Source organism: Microbacterium daqui (assembly GCF_050408675.1).
In the GTDB taxonomy this organism is placed as follows: Bacteria; Actinomycetota; Actinomycetes; order Actinomycetales; family Microbacteriaceae; genus Microbacterium.
Genome location: NZ_JBNTKF010000008.1, coordinates 1 through 13,873, shown reverse-complemented (window position 1 = coordinate 13,873; position 13,873 = coordinate 1). Strand labels below are relative to the sequence as shown.

At 65.5% G+C, this 13,873-nt stretch carries 10 protein-coding genes and 2 pseudogenes; 3 read left to right on the top strand and 9 right to left on the bottom strand.

Annotated elements, in window-relative coordinates; all coding sequences use genetic code 11:
- Positions 1–4: 4 nt before the first annotated feature.
- The 9 genes and pseudogenes from ACQUSY_RS06950 to ACQUSY_RS06910 all read right to left on the bottom strand — a co-directional run bounded on the left by ACQUSY_RS06950 (position 5) and on the right by ACQUSY_RS06910 (position 9,561).
- The gene (locus tag ACQUSY_RS06950) at positions 5–2,287 is read right to left on the bottom strand and encodes a heavy metal translocating P-type ATPase (protein WP_225735908.1); all 2,283 of its coding nucleotides are present in this window, start codon (positions 2,285–2,287) and stop codon (positions 5–7) included.
- Between the two features lie 64 nt (positions 2,288–2,351).
- Positions 2,352–2,789 (bottom strand): annotated as a pseudogene (locus ACQUSY_RS06945) (YdhK family protein); the annotation flags it as partial.
- Positions 2,790–2,992: 203 nt separating this feature from the next.
- Positions 2,993–4,189, bottom strand: a complete 1,197-nt coding sequence (locus tag ACQUSY_RS06940; protein WP_158053150.1) for an MFS transporter — start codon at positions 4,187–4,189, stop codon at positions 2,993–2,995.
- A gap of 3 nt (positions 4,190–4,192) precedes the next feature.
- On the bottom strand, positions 4,193–5,344 hold the full coding sequence (locus tag ACQUSY_RS06935) for an FAD-dependent oxidoreductase (protein ID WP_158053149.1): 1,152 nt from the start codon (positions 5,342–5,344) through the stop codon (positions 4,193–4,195).
- Positions 5,345–5,383: 39 nt separating this feature from the next.
- A pseudogene (locus tag ACQUSY_RS06930) lies at positions 5,384–5,723 on the bottom strand (metal-sensitive transcriptional regulator).
- A gap of 68 nt (positions 5,724–5,791) precedes the next feature.
- The gene (locus ACQUSY_RS06925) at positions 5,792–6,043 is read right to left on the bottom strand and encodes a YHS domain-containing protein (RefSeq protein WP_158053147.1); all 252 of its coding nucleotides are present in this window, start codon (positions 6,041–6,043) and stop codon (positions 5,792–5,794) included.
- 52 nt (positions 6,044–6,095) lie between these two features.
- Positions 6,096–8,366, bottom strand: coding sequence for a heavy metal translocating P-type ATPase (locus ACQUSY_RS06920; protein WP_158053146.1), 2,271 nt, complete (start codon positions 8,364–8,366; stop codon positions 6,096–6,098).
- Positions 8,367–8,416: 50 nt separating this feature from the next.
- Positions 8,417–9,226, bottom strand: a complete 810-nt coding sequence (locus ACQUSY_RS06915) for a DUF8832 domain-containing protein (protein WP_428903775.1) — start codon at positions 9,224–9,226, stop codon at positions 8,417–8,419.
- A gap of 125 nt (positions 9,227–9,351) precedes the next feature.
- The gene (locus tag ACQUSY_RS06910) at positions 9,352–9,561 is read right to left on the bottom strand and encodes a heavy-metal-associated domain-containing protein (protein WP_158053144.1); all 210 of its coding nucleotides are present in this window, start codon (positions 9,559–9,561) and stop codon (positions 9,352–9,354) included.
- Between the two features lie 358 nt (positions 9,562–9,919).
- Between ACQUSY_RS06910 and ACQUSY_RS06905 the strand changes: the two genes are divergently transcribed.
- The 3 genes from ACQUSY_RS06905 to ACQUSY_RS06895 all read left to right on the top strand — a co-directional run bounded on the left by ACQUSY_RS06905 (position 9,920) and on the right by ACQUSY_RS06895 (position 13,807).
- Complete coding sequence (locus tag ACQUSY_RS06905; RefSeq protein WP_428903774.1) at positions 9,920–10,849, top strand: TrbL/VirB6 family protein; 930 nt, start codon at positions 9,920–9,922, stop codon at positions 10,847–10,849.
- Positions 10,850–10,862: 13 nt separating this feature from the next.
- Complete coding sequence (locus tag ACQUSY_RS06900) at positions 10,863–12,311, top strand: SCO6880 family protein (RefSeq protein WP_158053073.1); 1,449 nt, start codon at positions 10,863–10,865, stop codon at positions 12,309–12,311.
- 230 nt (positions 12,312–12,541) lie between these two features.
- Entirely contained in the window at positions 12,542–13,807 is a 1,266-nt protein-coding gene (locus ACQUSY_RS06895) for an MFS transporter (RefSeq protein ID WP_428903773.1), read from the top strand.
- Positions 13,808–13,873: the final 66 nt, after the last annotated feature.

Genomic DNA, 13,873 nt, shown 5'->3' with positions numbered 1-13,873 from the left:
GTCCTTACTTCTCGCGTTCCAGAACGGAACGGGTGCTGGCTTCGGGGGTGAGGTCGATGCGGCGCAGGAGCTGCGCGTTGAGCGCGACCACGACGGTAGACAGCGACATCAGGATGGCACCGACCGACATCGGAAGCACGAATCCCACCGGAGCCAGGATACCGGCAGCCAGCGGCACCGAGATGAGATTGTAACCGGCGGCCCACCAGAGATTCTGCTTCATCTTGCGGTATGCGGCGCGCGAGAGCTCGATAACCGAGAGCACGCTGCGCGGGTCGGAACTCGCGAGGATGACCCCGGCCGAGGCGATGGCGACGTCGGTGCCGGCGCCGATCGCGATGCCGACGTCGGCCTGCGCGAGCGCGGGGGCGTCGTTGACGCCATCGCCAACCATCGCGACCTTCTTGCCCTCTTGCTGCAGCTGGGAGACCTTCGCCGCTTTGTCCTCGGGGCGCACGCCGGCGAAGACGCGGTCGATGCCGAGTTCCTTGCCGACCTCCTGCGCGACGGCCTCGGCATCGCCGGTGATCATGACGACTTCGACGCCAAGCTTGTGCAGTGCGTCGACGGCGTCGCGAGACTCGGGTCGGACCTCATCGGCGAGTTTCAGGCCGCCGATCATCTTGCCGTTTTGCAGGACGTGCAGGATGATCGCCCCCTCCTCGCGCCAGGCATCGGCCGCACCGGTCTCGGGTTGTCCGGTCTCTTCGAGCAGGCGGGGGCCGCCGACACGAATCTCATGGCCATCGACCGTGGCGGTAACGCCGACCGCCGGGGAAGAGGAGAAGCCGCTCGCGGGCTCGAGGGCGAGACCGCGCTCCTTCGCGGAGGCGACGATCGCCTTCGCGAGCGGGTGCTCGCTATCGGCCTCGGCGGACGCAGCCAAGGCCAGCACCCGGTCCGTGTCGAGGCCGCCAGCGGGCTCGACACCCGTGACGGTGGGTTCCCCCTTGGTGAGGGTGCCGGTCTTGTCGAAGAGCACTGCGTTTACCTGACGCATGGACTCGAGTGCCAAACGGTCCTTGATGAGCACGCCACCACGTGCGGCGCGCTCAGTCGCGATGGAGACCACCAGCGGTATCGCAAGCCCCAGCGCGTGCGGGCAGGCGATCACCAGCACAGTGATGCTGCGCACTACGGCGGCGTCGGGATCCCCGACGAGCGTCCACACGACCGCGGTAACGACCGCGGCGGCGAGGGCAAACCAGAACAGCAGGGCCGCGGCGCGATCGGCGATGCGCTGGGCGCGTGAGGACGAGTTCTGCGCCTCGGCGACGAGCCTATTGATGCCGGCCAGGGCGGTGTCATCGCCGGTGGCGGTGATCTCGATGCGCAGGCCGGAGTCGGTCGCGACGGTACCGGCGGTGACGGTCTCACCCTCGCCGCGCGTGACGGGCTTTGATTCGCCGGTGATCATGGACTCGTCCATCGCGGCGCGGCCGTCAACAATGCGACCATCGGCAGGCACGCTGCCGCCGGGCCGCACGACAACAACGTCGCCGACGGCGAGATCCGCTGGGGCTACCTTCACGATGTCATCGCCCTCGACCCGCTCGGCCTCATCGGGCAGGAGGGCGGCGAGGGAATCCAGCGCGGAGGTGGTCTGGGCGAGGGAGCGCATCTCGATCCAATGCCCGAGCAGCATAATGACGATCAGCAGCGCGAGCTCCCACCAGAACTCAAGCTCATGGTGCACAAGCCCCAGTGTCGCGGCCCAGGACGCAAAGAAGGCCACGGTGATTGCGAGAGCGATCAGAAGCATCATGCCGGGCTTGCGGCTCTTGATCTCGCTCCATGCGCCGGTCAGGAACGGCCAGCCTCCCCAGCCGTACATGACCGTACCGAGCACAGGGGCGATCCAGCCCGCCCAGCCAGGCACCTCGTAGCCGAGCACCATGCCGAACATCGGCGAGAAAAGGACAACGGGGAGAGCGATGACGAGGTTGATCCAGAACAGCCGCCGAAACTGGCCGACGTGGTCGCCATGCCCCGCGTGCCCGCCATGACCACCGTGCGCCTCATGCCCGTCGCCGCTCTCGTGCCCGCCGTGTCCGGCGTGCGCCTCATGCCCGGCGTGGCCTTCGTGCCCACCGCGCTCTGCCGTCCGGCCGTGCCCCTCATGCTCGCTGTGCGCGGCGTGCTCGTTGTGCTCCGTGCTGGCGCGATGCAGCTCAGTCGCCTTGCCGGACTGTGCCGCAGCAGCGTGGTGGGCGCCGTGCGCGGGGGCGGATCCGCCGCTGCCCGAGTGCTCGTGGCGCGAATGGTCGTGTGTGTTCGGATCTGTCATTGTATGCTCCTCATCATCCGACTCCGGTCGTGTAGCGACGAAGACGTCGCCACACAGTGACCGTTCAGGAAGCGGGTCGGATCTCGCTCTCGACGACCCACTTGTGGTTCGTCATCTTCATGCCGTCAACCTCGTAGTCGACCATATAGACGGTCTCATCCGTCGAGTAGGCAATCGTGGCCTGCGCGCCCGCCATGCCGCTCATGTGATCGGCGAGCAGAATGACCTCGGTGCCGTCGGCCAGGCGCTCGTCTCCGACGTTCTCGAGCTCCTCCTGCACGACCCAGCGATGGTCGAGCACAGGCTCTACACCGCTCGTCGGTGTGTAGTTCACTGAGTAGGTCACGGTGTCGAAGGCCCCGGAGATCGTCGCGCGCGCCCCGTCCATGCCTGCCATGTGGTCGGCAGTCAGGATAACCTCGGTGCCGACAGGGTACGTCGGGTCGACCGCCTCCTCGATGCCCTCGGGCGCGGGCCCACCATCCATCGGGTGGTCCATCATCGAGTGATCCATGTCTTTGCCGCCTTTCTCTCCGTGATTTCCTCGCAACGGTGGTGCGCCAGCGCACGAGATGTGCGCGAGATGAAATGTCTGGTTCACTACCAACCATATACCCCTATGGGGTACCTGGCAATGGGGAGAATCCTGCAGGTTTCGGCTCGTCATCCTTGCTCGCGCCCACCTGTAACGGGGGCGAGGGTGCGTCAGCCTCGTTCGGGCAGGCGGGATCGGAGCAGGGTGGCTGCAGCACTGACGGCGACGATGACGGCACCCAGCGTGATCATGGTGCCGGCGAGGGTGAGCTGCGGGACGAGCAGGCCAGCGATGATCGTCGGCACGCCGAATGCGAGGTAGGAGACGGTGTAGATCACGGCCATCACCGCGGCCCGTTCCGCGCTACCGGTGTGAGGCATGAGAGTACGCAGAACGCCGAGGAAGGCGGTGCCAAAGCCTGAGCCGACGAGGGCAACGGAAGCCACATACGCGGGATAGGAGTGCAGCGCGAGCGCACCGATGCTCGCCGCGGTGCCGATCGCCAGGGCGCTCGTCCCGTAGAGGCTGATGGTGCGCGCCGTGCGCCGATAGAGCAGGAGGGACGCGGTGACACCGGAGATCGCCAGGACGAAGATCACGATCCCGGCATGGGTGTGGGTGGAGCCTCCGAACTCCTCGCGGACGAGCCCGGTTCCCAGGGCAAGGAAGAGGCCGTTGGTGGCCCATCCTACGACAATGGCGGGCACACCGGCTGCGAACATACCGCGCAACTGGGGCGGCACCCGGAAATGCGGGCGCAGCTCCCCGCGTGCGATCGGGCTTCGGTCAACAAGTTCCGGTGTCGTCCAGACCGTCGCGGCCAGGAGCACGAATGCGGCTGTCAGGCTACCGAACACCGCGACCTCCGGGTCCGTGGTGAGATCTACAAGGATCGCTGCTCCCAGAGCGCCGCCGCCGAGGCCGATCATCGGGCCGATCGTGTTCCACAGCGCCGCCACATGTGACTGCGCCGCGGATTCGAAGTCGATCATCATCGCCGACAACGCCGGGATGAGCAGACCGGCCGCGACGCCCTGCAGGGCTCTTGCGGCGAGAAACACTGCCAAGCTGCCGGCCGTCCAGAACATGAGCAAACTTACCGCGAGCAGCAGCGATCCGACGGTCACGACCGGCCGTCGGCCGAGTCGGTCGGAGAGCGGTCCGAGGTAGAGCAGGGCGGCCAGCAACGTGAAGGCGTAAACCGCGAAGACCAGCGTCATAGCGACAGGTGTGAGAGCCAGGCGGTCGGCGATCTCGGGGTAGAACAGCGACGGCGCGCTAGCTGCGGCCATCGTGAGAATGGTGGCCGCCAGCGCGAGCGCGAATCCCCGCCTAGGGATTCTCCGGCGGGTGCAGCTTGCGGGCATCGGTTAGGCTCGGACGCCGTGCAACCGCTGGCCCCACTGGTAGACGGTGCCGACAGCGTCGATGCCGGTGACGCCGATGACCGTGCCGGCCTGCTCGTGGCGCACGACGAACTCCTCGCCGTCCTCGACGTGGGTGTCGGCGTCGCCGAGGTAGCCGACCCCGGTGATCATCTGGCCATAGACCATCGCCATGTAAGGGCTGCGCGGCAGGTACGCGCCGGGGTCGTCGGCAAGGCCGAGCTCGTGCAGGGCGACCTGGGCGGCGTGCGCACCTTGAGCGCTTGCGTCGTCCCAGTGGTCGATACGCCAGGTGCCGAGTGCGTCGTCATGGTGCGTCGCAACCCCGCCAGCTGCGTATACATGCGCGGTCTTGGCGCGGAGACGATCATCCACTTCGATGCCATCGGTCCACGGCGCCGGAGCCGCAGCGGCAGTTCCAAGTGCAAGCAAGAGGAGGTCCGCCGTGACAGAGCTGTCGTTATCGAGCGTGATCGCGACGCCTCCGTCGCTAACGTCAATGTGCTGGATTGTGCGTCCGAATCGGGTGAGCACGCGCGAGCTATGCTCGACGGCGAGACGCTCAGCGACGGGAGCACCAAACGCGCCCACCCCAGGGATGGCGCTGCGGTTGATGAGCATGACTGAATGCCCAGCTTCTCGCAACGACGACGCACTTTCAGCGGCGATGATTCCCCCACCGTAGATTGCGACGCGGGCGGGACGGCCGAGTCCAGCGAGCAGGTCACGGATGTGTAGTGCGTCCTCTATCGAATGAAGCGCGCTTACGCGGCCTGTCTCGAAAAATGCGGAGCCACCGGTGATATTGGCTGGAAGCGGTCGCGCGATACTGCCGGTAGCGACAATGACCGCATCATAGTTCAGTCGTCGACCCGAGGCGAGCTGCACTTCCTGAGAGCCGGTATCGACCTCGACAACGGTGTCCGAAACAAGGTCAACTTCGGGTAGAGGAATCTTAATCATGTCTGGCGGTGTCACGCCGAATGCGATGCCCTTGATGAGCATCCTCGTGTATGGGGTGACCCCGGTTTCCCCGACGAGCGTGACCCGAAGATCTTCTCGGCCGGCGAGACTGCGGGCGGCCGCAGCTCCCGCAGCTCCCGTGCCGAGGATGAGAATGTGCTGGGTACTGTTCATGTCTGGAACTCCGGGACTAGTGAGGTGGTGCGGTGAGCTCTAGGAGCGCACGAGGCGCGCGATAGCCTCGGTTGCTTCGGTGATCTTCGCGTCGGCGGCGGGGCCGCCGATCACGGCTGCGTCGAGGACGCAGTGACGTATATGGTCTTTCAGCAAGCCCAGGGCGACGCTCTCGAGCGCGCTCTGGATGGCGGAGATCTGGGTGAGGATGTCGATGCAGTAGCGCATCTTCGACCATGCGGTCGATGCCGCGCACCTGGCCTTCGAGACGGCGGAGGCGGTTGCGGTACTTCGGTTTGTCGGTGATGTAGCCGTGCACGGCGTTCTCACCGTGCTCGCCCGTCGGACAGAGATCAACGGCGGGGGTTGTGATGGTCATACTGTTGTACTCCGGTTTGACGGTCGGGTGCCTCAGCTCGACAGCTGAGGCACCCGACCACTGGTGTATTACGCCACGTTGGCGGCGTACTTTGCAGGGTCCGAGTCGAACGCGGGGCCGCAGCCGGCGCAGCAGAACCAGTAGCGCTGGCCCTCGAAGTCGCGATACAGCCCGGCCGCCTCGGCAACAGCCTTGACGACGGGGGTGCCGACCATCACGGGGCAGGTGGCGGTGTCCTCGCTTGACCCGCCGAGCAGGTTCTCGCGGTCGGTGCCGTCAACGGCGGGGTTGGTGTTGTTGGTGGAACAGCAGCTGCTCATTATTCGTCATTTCCTTCTTGATTGTTGGTTTGGTGAGGTGGGTGAGTTCGCGTCACTTTTTGGTGACGCTGCGGAACCCGCGCAGGCGTAGGCTGTTGCCGACGACAAAGACGCTCGAGAACGCCATTGCCGCACCTGCGAGCATAGGGTTGAGCATTCCCAACGCCGCGACGGGGATCGCCGCAGTGTTGTAGGCAAATGCCCAGAACAAGTTGGTCTTGATCGTCGACAGGGTCTTTCGCGACAGGCGGATCGCATCGACAGCGGCGCGGAGATCGCCGCGGACGAGCGTGATGTCAGAAGCCTCAATCGCGACGTCTGTGCCGGTACCCATCGCGAGTCCGAGATCGGCCTGCGCGAGTGCGGGTGCGTCGTTGACGCCGTCGCCGACCATCGCGACGATCTTGCCTTCCCGTTGCAGTCGGGCGACAACGTCGACCTTGTCCTTGGGGAGCACTTCGGCGATGACCTCGTCAATGCCAACCTCGGCGGCGATCTGCCTCGCCACGGCCTCGTTGTCGCCGGTCAGGAGAATCGGCGTGAGTCCGATCTCCTTGAGCCCGCGAATCGCCTCGGCGCTCGTTGGCTTGACGGTGTCGGCCACGACGAGGATGCCGCGGGCCTGTCCGTCCCAGCCGATCGCAACGACGGTCTTGCCTTCGCCCTCGGCACGCGCCTTCGCAGAAGCGACCTCGCGAGAGAGCTGCTGCGCCCAATCGGCAAGAAGCGATTCGCGCCCAACAACGACCGGAGTGCCGTCGACGATGCCTTGTACGCCCTTGCCTTCGACGTTAGCGAAGTCTTCGGGAGTGGGGAGCTGACCGACTTCCTGCGTGGCTCCCTTAGCTATCGCTTGGGCGATGGGGTGCTCTGATGCATCCTCGAGCGCGCCCGCGAAGCGGAGCAGTTCGGCACGATCCACACCGGCCTCCGTGACTACGTCAACGAGGGTCATCTTGCCGCTGGTCACGGTGCCGGTCTTGTCCAGCACCACGGTGTCGACCTTGCGGGTCGACTCGAGCACTTCCGGGCCCTTGATGAGAATGCCCATTTGCGCTCCGCGACCGGTACCGACCAGCAGAGCGGTCGGAGTGGCCAGACCCAGTGCGCACGGGCAGGCGATCACCAGCACCGCCACCGCGGCGGTGAACGCGGCGGCGACTGGGAAGCCAGCCCCAAGCCAGGCCCCGAGTGTGACGAAGGCGATCACGATCACGATCGGCACGAACACCCCGGAGATCTTGTCGGCGAGACGCTGCACCTCTGCCTTGCCGGTCTGGGCATCTTCGACAAGCTTCGCCATCTGCGCAAGCTGCGTATCGGAGCCTACTCGCGTGGCGCGCACGACGAGACGGCCGCCAGCGTTGACGGTGGCACCCGTGACGGTGTCACCCTCGCCGACTTCCACGGGCACGGACTCGCCCGTGAGCATCGAAGCGTCCACGGCAGATGTGCCGGAGGTCACGATCCCGTCGGTAGCGATCTTTTCGCCAGGTCGCACGATGAACTCGTCACCGACCTGCAACTCCTCGGTCGGGATCTTCACTTCGACACCACCGCGCAACACGGAAACTTCCTTCGCGCCAAGCTCGAGCAGGGCGCGGAGCGCAGCTCCGGCCTGACGCTTCGAGCGCTTCTCGAAGTAGCGTCCCGCGAGGATGAACATTGTCACACCCGCGCCGACCTCGAGATAGATGTTCGCCGCGCCGTCGGAAGGAGCAATCGTGAATTCAAAGGGGTGCGTCATGCCAGGCATGCCTGCGGTGCCAAAGAATAGAGCGTAGACCGACCACAGCAACGCGACCGAAGTGCCCATCGAGATGAGCGTGTCCATCGTCGCGGTGCCGTGCTTAAGGTTCGTCCAGGCGGCTTTGTGGAACGGCCACGCAGCCCAGATGATGACCGGAGCGGCCAAGGCCAGCGAGGCCCACTGCCAGTAGTTGAATTGCAAAGCAGGGATCATCGCCATCGCAATCACCGGAACGGTCAGCACGATCGATCCAATGAGTCGCTGGCGCAGCGAGATAAGCTCGTGGTCGGGCGCGTCCTCATCGTCAGAGGCCCCCGCAGCAGCCTGGCGCTTCCTGGGTTGCGGCATGGCAGCGGTGTAGCCGGTCTTCTCGACCTCGGCGATCAGCAGGGCTGGATCGTACCCCTCGGGGACGGTGACCTTTGCTTTCTCAGTGGCGTAGTTGACCGTCGCTGAGACGCCATCGAGCTTGTTCAGCTTCTTCTCGATCCGGTTCGCGCAGGAGGCGCAGGTCATCCCGCCGATCTCCAGTTCGATGTCCGGCCCGCCTGTGGGCGGTGCTGATGTGCTCATCCTCTTCCTTCTCTTTCAGCTTCCTCGTTGCGACGGCCAACCCATTAGGGTTAGTGGCCGCCTTCGTCTTCTGACGGTGACCCGTCGCCGTGGCCGGCATCAACCACGAACTCGGCGGTGTGCACCTTCCCCTCGACCTGGAAATCCAGATACAAGAGGTAGCGGCCTGCTGTCGGCGCCTCGGCCATAAACCCGATGTCAGGTCCTGCGGTCTCGCCGGCTTCAGGCTCATCACCCATGGCGTGGACATGCAGGTAGGCGAGATCTCCTTGACGCAGCGCCACCAGGTGGCCGAACGCCCCCAGATACGGTTCCAGTGTTGTCACTGGCTGGCCATCACGCTCGACTGAAATCATGAGTTCCGCTGATTCACCGGCGGTGAGATCACCATCGAGTGTGACAGTGAATCCGTCGACCTCCGCGACTCGCTGCACCTCCGGCGTTGCAGGCGAAAGATCGCCGGCGACGTCAACTGAACGAGTCAGGGTGATGCCTTCCGCACCCTCCGTACCCGGAGTGAAGTCGGCGTATACCCGGTAGGTACCCGCCTCATCCCAAGACCACGGGACTGACCATGTACCGGTTATCGCGTCCAGCGTCGGGTGCACGTGCCGGAACTCAGCACCATCTGAGCGGACAACAATCAGGTGAAGATCTTTCTCGTGGGCTTCGGTGTACTCCGTCACCGGCTCACCAGCGGCCGTGAGGATCTGGAAACTCAGTGCCCCCTGGGTGCCCACTTCGGAGGGAGCTTTCACTGGCGAAAGCACAAAACCATCAGCGTCAAGCGACAGGCCTTTAAGGTCCTGCACGTTGGACTGCGACTGGTTTCCGGGCTGGCTCTCACCATGCTCGTTCATGTCACTTCCTTCTGCCCACGCGGCAACGGTGCTGTCGGGGATGATGGCCCCGGCGACCGCAAATGCCCCGCCGAAGGCCACCACCAACCCTGCCCCGTAGAGCGCGAGCCTTGAACCCGCGTTCATCAGACGCGCACCGCCGAGTACCCGGCCTCCTCGACCGCGGCGAGCACCTTGGCGTCATCAATCTCGCCCTCGGCTGTCACGACGAGCTTGCCCGTCTGCGCGCTGACCTGGATCTCCTCGACGCCGGCGATCTCGCTGACCTCTTCACGGATCGACATCTCGCAGTGCCCGCAGGTCATGCCCGTCACCTGATACTCGTTCGCAGTCATGGAATATCCTCCTCTTAAAGGTACCCCTACCGGGTACGTGTACAAACAGTAACCCTATACCCCACCAAGGTATTCCCGCAATCCCGGTACACCCCTCCCTGCGGGCCTAACATCACCCCCTCCCGCTAGCCAGCACGGGGGCAGTCCGCGAAGCGCGCATGCCATGACCCGTCGCCCCAGCCACGCCAACGAGGCCCCAGGTACCAGCACCGGCGACCCCACATGGGCTGAACCCGCCCCGTACGCAGAGATACAGAACGAGTCGCACCCCTAACCCCAAGAGCGCACGCCCTCGCAGAAGCAGCCACGAGCCGGGCTCACCGGCCTCACCATCGCCTCCCCCGGGGTGGGCGCGATCGTGATGATCTTCTTTGGGGCGCTCGTGATCGTTGCTGCAGCGATTGTGTGGTTTTCCCTCCTGATTCGCAAAGCCCTTCTGCTGGTCGCAATCGTCCTCGCCCCCATCGCTCTATCCGGTGCGGCATGGGATGTGACGCGCGGCTGTTTCGGGAAATGGATCGGGTTCGTGATTGCTCTGATCGCTTCCAAGCTCGTCATCACCGTCGTGTTCCTCGTCGCGATCACCCAGGTCAACGCCCCCATCGACTTCGACCTGGCCGCTCTATCGGACCCGATCACGGGGATCGTGCTCATGGCGATCGCCGGATTCGCGCCGTACATGACGTACAAGTTCGTGTCGTTCCTCGGCTTCGACCTGTACCAGTCGATGAGCGCCGAGCAGGAAGCGAAACAGGCTCTCAACCGCCCGGTGCCCCTTCCCACCACTCCGAAGAACGCTTCGCCCGACTCTGTCCTGAAAGACAGCGCCGGCGGTACGAACCCACCAGGTGGAAGCCCGCCGCCAAGCGGGACGGCGCAGGGCAGCGCCGCAGGTTCCGGGACAGGGGCGGCGAGCGGTCAGGCGGCATCGGGTACGGCAGCAGGCGGTAGCGGGGCTGCAGGCGGAAGTGCCGCAGCTGGTGGAGGTGCTGCGGCGGGCGGTGCGGCAGCAGCCGGACCTGCTGCCGCGGTGATCGTGGGAGCTCAGGTCGTCAAGGCCACAGCCGAGGCCGGCCCCAAGTTGGGCAACGCGATCGGCGGAGCCGCCACCAACCATGCCGGGGCCGCACAAGAATCCTCGGCCCCTCCACCGCCGTCAACACCCACGGTGCCGGCCGCTCCACCGGCACGACACGGCAGTGACCCGGGCGGGCAGAAGCCCCCGCCACCACCGAAAACGTCTCCGCCGCCGGAGACTCCGCCGCCAGCACCGTCCGTGAAGCCGTGAGAGAGGAATCGTGATGAGTGACGAGTTCGAGCTCCACCCCGTCAAGTTCTCCCGCGTCTCCAGGCGGGGCATGCTTCTGGGGCTGACCGGGCCGCAGCTGGTGACCGCGAGCATCGCGGTGACGATACTCGTGTCAGCCCTCTACTTCGGCGGCGGCGAAGCAGTCACCTGGGCAAGCCCCGCTTGGGCTTCAGTTGTGGCACTCACTTGGGTACCTGTCGCGGGCAGGCCCGCGATCGAGTGGCTCCCTGTCACCGGGCACTGGGCGGCACGCGTCGCCGCAAAGCAGACGGTCTACCGCAAACGCGTCGCCAAACCCCGGCCCGCCGGAACGCTGGCTCTCCCTGGTGACGCAGCGAGCCTGCGCATGCACCTTGACCCTGACAGCGGAGCCGTCATGGTGCACGATCCGCACCGGGCGACCCTCACCGCAGTGCTCGAGGTCAGCCACCCCGCGTTCGTGCTTCTCGACCCCGGCGAGCAGGAGCGCCGTGTGCACGCCTGGGGTCGTGTGCTCGCTACGGCATGCCGGTCAAACCACGTCGCGCGACTGCAGGTTCTCGAGCGGACGCTTCCCGACTCCGGTACCGGGCTCGCGCAGTGGTGGAGCAGTCACGGTCATAATGACGGCTCCTGGGTCGCGGGCGTCTACCAAGACCTCATCGACCGTGCAGGCCCAGCTGGGGAGCGTCACGTCACCACGATCTCCCTCGCGCTCGATATGAAGGCTGCCACGCGCGCAATCCGCTCCGCCGGGCGCGGAATGAAGGGCGCCGCTGCTGTCCTCCGGCAGGAGATGACGACCCTCACCAGCGCCCTGCGCACTGCGGACCTACGCCCCTCCCCCTGGTACGGACCCGGGCAACTCGCAGTGATGCTCCGCACGGCCTACGATCCGCAAGTCGCTGCCGCACTCGATCGTTCCGGCGATCTCGGCCAAGACCTCGCCACCGCAGGTCCGGTCGCCGTCGATGAGCGCTGGAGCAGGCTCCGCACCGACAGTGCGTACCACGCCGTGCTCTGGGTGTCAGATTGGCCCAGGTCCCAGGTCTACCCAGGGTTTCTCGCTCCGTTGATGCTCTCGAGCGGTATCCGCCGCAGCTTCTCCTTGATCTGCGACCCGATCCGCTCAGACCAAGCCGCGCGGAGCATTCGCAAGCTCCGCACTGAGTATGTTTCCGATGCTGCGCAGCGCGCGAAGGTCGGGCAGATCGAAGACGCGCAGCAGACCGCCGAGTACCAAGATGTGCTGCGACAGGAGTCAGACATGATCGCCGGTCACGGCGTGCTGAGGTACACCGGTCTCCTCACCGTCTCCGCTGACTCTGAAGCGGAACTCGAACGCGCGACCGCCGCGATCCAGCAGTCTGCAATTCAGGCTTCCCTCGAGACCCGCCTCCTCGTGGGTCAGCAGGCCGGGGCCTTTACTGCCGCGGCCCTACCGCTCTGCCGCGGAATCTAGCCTTTGAACAGTTCAGTGTCTCAGGGCCTCCTATCCGTTCAGCAGACCCCCAAGCAATGGCGAGGCCTCACCACCCGCTACAACAAGCACGCGGTCGCCTACCGCACCACCGTCCCCACCCGCACCACAATTGTCTGGACCCAAGGATTGTCAGACCCGTCATAGGAGTACCCCGTGAGCGGTCGGCGTGCCGTCACCGTCCGTTCGCCACGTGCCGTCAGACTGCGAGCATGAACGAACCCGATCGGACGAAGACGTATCGGCGCCCCACTGCCACTGCATACGCCAGCGCGATCGGCGTCATCGGATTGGATCTGCGCGGCGAGACCCCGGCATCGAAGAAGCAGGTCTACTCCTGGGCTCTCTGGGACTGGGCGACGCAGCCCTTCAACACTGTCATCCTCACCTTCATCTTCACCGCGCTGTACCTGACGACCGACGCGTTCCTGCCCGCCGACATCGCCGCGCTCGATGCCGACGACAAAGTGCTGAAAATGGCGGAGGCGGATCTCGCCACCGGTCTGGGCCTCGGCTCGACGATCGCCGCGCTCGCGATCCTGCTGATCGCCCCGGTGCTCGGCCAACGCGCCGACGCGGCGGGACGGCATAAGCTGTGGCTCGGCATCGGCACCGGTGCGCTCATCCTCTGCATGCTCGGCCTGTGGTTCGTCGAGCCGACACCGAACCTGTTCTGGCTGGGCGTCGCTCTAATCTCTGCCGGCACGGTGTTCGGCGAGATCGCCGCCGTGAACTCCAACGCCATGCTCATCGGCATCGCGAACCCCAAGACGGTGGGACGGATCTCGGGCCTCGGCTGGGGCTTCGGCTACATCGGCGGCATCGTCGCCCTGGTCATCGTCGTCGTCTTCTACTCCATGGACTGGTTCGGTCTCTCCGCCGACAACGGCCTCCCGTTCCGGATCATCGCCGTCGGCTGCGCCCTATGGGCCATCGTCTTCAGCATCCCGATCTTCCTCAACGTTCCCGAGCCCTCCGCCGGCCGGGCCGAGCGCAAGGTGGGATTCTTCGCCTCCTATGCCCTGCTCGTGAAGGACGTCATCGGTCTCTACCGGAACCCCGAGACCCGGACGACCTTCTGGTTCCTGCTCTCCAGCGCGGTCTTCCGCGACGGCCTCGCCGCCGTCTTCGCGTTCGGCGCCGTGATCGCCGGCCAGGTGTTCCACTTCGGGTTCCTGGACCTGGTGATCTTCGGCATCGCGGCCAACCTCATCGCGGGCGTATCGACGATCATCGCTGGACGATTCGATGACCGGTTCGGTCCCAAGAGGATCATCCTCACCGCTATCGGATCGATGTCACTCGCCGGCCTTGCGGTGTTCTTCCTCGTGGACGCCGGGACGATCGTGTTCTGGATCGGCGGCCTGATCTTCTGTGCCTTCGTCGGCCCCGCGCAAGCGGCGGGCCGCTCCTTCCTCGCACTGGGCCGCCCCCTTCATTCGGTCCGGTCGCTGTGCGAGTCGTCGGTTTCCGATTGATGGGTGCATTGCCGAGCGTAGTCGACGGGTGCGAGGTAGCCGAGCGATGAATGCCGGCGGTCGTGG

Coding starts and splice junctions, on each gene's coding strand:
- ACQUSY_RS06950 (WP_225735908.1), bottom strand. CDS start 2,287: ATGACAGATCCGAACACACACGACCATTCGCGCCACGAGCACTCGGGC.
- ACQUSY_RS06940 (WP_158053150.1), bottom strand. CDS start 4,189: ATGCCCGCAAGCTGCACCCGCCGGAGAATCCCTAGGCGGGGATTCGCG.
- ACQUSY_RS06935 (WP_158053149.1), bottom strand. CDS start 5,344: ATGAACAGTACCCAGCACATTCTCATCCTCGGCACGGGAGCTGCGGGA.
- ACQUSY_RS06925 (WP_158053147.1), bottom strand. CDS start 6,043: ATGAGCAGCTGCTGTTCCACCAACAACACCAACCCCGCCGTTGACGGC.
- ACQUSY_RS06920 (WP_158053146.1), bottom strand. CDS start 8,366: ATGAGCACATCAGCACCGCCCACAGGCGGGCCGGACATCGAACTGGAG.
- ACQUSY_RS06915 (WP_428903775.1), bottom strand. CDS start 9,226: ATGAACGAGCATGGTGAGAGCCAGCCCGGAAACCAGTCGCAGTCCAAC.
- ACQUSY_RS06910 (WP_158053144.1), bottom strand. CDS start 9,561: ATGACTGCGAACGAGTATCAGGTGACGGGCATGACCTGCGGGCACTGC.
- ACQUSY_RS06900 (WP_158053073.1), top strand. CDS start 10,863: ATGAGTGACGAGTTCGAGCTCCACCCCGTCAAGTTCTCCCGCGTCTCC.
- ACQUSY_RS06895 (WP_428903773.1), top strand. CDS start 12,542: ATGAACGAACCCGATCGGACGAAGACGTATCGGCGCCCCACTGCCACT.